The 1,815-nt window shown below is 47.6% G+C and carries 1 protein-coding gene and 1 pseudogene; both read right to left on the reverse strand.

The features are described from left to right. Nucleotides 1-200: 200 nt before the first annotated feature. Nucleotides 201-1,472 carry a D-tagatose-bisphosphate aldolase, class II, non-catalytic subunit gene (locus KDK13_RS03050; protein ID WP_257283379.1) on the reverse strand — a complete coding sequence of 424 codons (1,272 nt, stop codon included), beginning with the start codon at nt 1,470-1,472 and terminating at the stop codon, nt 201-203. Between the two features lie 145 nt (nt 1,473-1,617). Further along, a pseudogene (locus KDK13_RS03055) lies at nt 1,618-1,815 on the reverse strand (DeoR family transcriptional regulator); the annotation flags it as partial.

Consider the following 1,815-nt stretch of genomic DNA (forward strand, 5'->3'; position numbering starts at 1 on the left):
ATTTAAAAATTTTCAACGCTGCCAGCTAAGGCAATCTTTCAGGTTTTGCCGGAGTGTTTCTGCACTTTTGCAAGACGGAAAATCCCCCTCCGACAAAACAAAACTTTTTGTCAGTAAATTAAAAACGTATTGATTGCTAAAGGTTCAAGCCTTTCTATCTATAAGCCCTGTATTCGTCCGGGACTATCTCAAACCAGTAATCAACAGGCATTCGCGTAATCTTCAGTCACCTGCATAACACGGTGATGAATAAGTGATCTGGCGGTAGCGTTAATTTCACCATGACGTATCGCCCAATACTGATTCGGCAGATACTGACTGACTAAAGGCATGGGAATGATTCTGGACTCCAGGTTTGCCAACAGAGAGGTCAGTGCCTTTTCTGCTCTTTCGCTGTTCCAGTAATAACGGATACGATCACTGTAGCTGTAGGTTCTTGCAAAACGACGTTCGTCGTCATTTCCAGCATAATACTTCTCCCAGTTACCCGGATTAGCCATCATTTCGTCTTCCATGGCTTCACGGATATGAGAGCGTTCTGCTTCTGGCACCAGTGCGTCTTCAATATGAGCCAGGGCATACAGCGCTTCACGCATGGCAAAAGTAAGCTGCGGACCTACTTTCAAAATAGCAAAGTGATCACGGATCAATGCCTTATATGCGTCAGGTGTTTGGTAATCAGTGGAATGCGCTTCGAAAACGATATTCGGATCCGTTTCAATAAAGCGACTCAGATCAACCGCCTTCTCAGGCTGATAATCAATAACAGACGTGTGGTCAAACTCAACACCCGGTTGAACTACCAGACCAATCACACGCTGCCAGGCACTCTCAAGGCCTGATTCGTCAAATATACGTCGATGACAGTTCAGTGTATAACTGGCACGCTCAGGCGTCGTGATATGAATGCCGGAAATCTCTTCCGTTTCACCGCCGGGGACAGGAACTTCAGTTCCGATGACATAAACAACATTGGACTGACCGAAACACTCAACTGCCGTTATTTCAGCCACTTTACAGAGATCAGCGGCGCGCCGGGCTACCACCTCATCGCTCAGAACAGCAGGATCATCCTGACAACTCATGCTGGCGTCCAGGTGAATTTTGGTAAACCCGGCAGCAACGTAAGCCCTGATCAGCTCACGGGACTTTTCCATTGCCGAGGCCGCCGGTTCATTCTGCCAGCAGTTAGGACCAAGGTGGTCGCCACCCAGCCAGATATTTTCTACCGGAAAATCAAGCTCACGGGCGATGTCATAAACGTATTCACGAAAAGCAACCGGATTCATATCGGTGTAACCACCGAACTGGTTAACCTGATTGGATGTTGCCTCAATCAGGACTCCGGAGCCGTCTTTTCTGGCCTGAAGAATTGCGGCCTCAAGAACCAGCCGATTAGCGGAGCAGACGGAGTAAACCCCACACTGTGCTCCCTGTTTATGACGCCTGATGATCTCAATTAATCTGCTCACAGCAACACTCTTTATGTACGGTACTGCTTTCGAATTAAGCTGCGGTGTCACCGGTCAAGCTTTACTGCACAAAAGGATCCAACCATTCAATAACTTCGAAACTATCTGAAAAAATCAGAAGTCTGTTTGAAATCATCGAAAGCTATCAACTGTCAGCAATAATGACCCTGACTCCCTGACGCTGCAACCCGGCCAAGTAATCTGCTGGTATCCCCTTATCAGTTACCAGCGTATGGAAAGCGCCGAAAGAGCGGATGAAGTGGTACCCCTTGCGACCGAACTTGCTGGAATCCGCCAGTAGAATAATTTCACTGGAAATGTCACACATCACACGGTTCAGGGT

The organism is Endozoicomonas sp. SESOKO1 (assembly GCF_024606265.1).
Taxonomy (GTDB): Bacteria; Pseudomonadota; Gammaproteobacteria; order Pseudomonadales; family Endozoicomonadaceae; genus Endozoicomonas.